Consider the following 344-nt stretch of genomic DNA (forward strand, 5'->3'; position numbering starts at 1 on the left):
CGTCAACACCGATTCCATGCAGGGCTATTCGGTGCTCGACGTGCTGACGGCGCGTCCAAGCGTCGAGGAGATGGCACGCGTGCCGCATTTCCTCTACGGCCATGTGCATCCTTCGACAGCCTACTCCACCGGCGCCTGGCTGCGCGACGTTACCCGGCTTATCGAGGAAGGCGCTTTGTCCGGGCGGCCGGCCGTCTTCGTCGGCGGCACCGGGCTCTATTTCCGCGCTTTGGCCGAAGGCATCTCGGACATGCCCGACATTCCGCCATCGGTGCGCGAGCGCTGGCGCTACGAGCTCAAGGAACAAGGGGCCGAACGGCTGCATCGCATTCTGATGCACGAGG

At 64.8% G+C, this 344-nt stretch carries 1 pseudogene; it reads left to right on the plus strand.

Annotation, left to right across the window (positions count from 1 at the left end):
- Positions 1-344 (plus strand): annotated as a pseudogene (locus tag EN818_RS31280) (tRNA (adenosine(37)-N6)-dimethylallyltransferase MiaA); the annotation flags it as partial.

Source organism: Mesorhizobium sp. M3A.F.Ca.ET.175.01.1.1, assembly GCF_004791945.1.
In the GTDB taxonomy this organism is placed as follows: Bacteria; Pseudomonadota; Alphaproteobacteria; order Rhizobiales; family Rhizobiaceae; genus Mesorhizobium.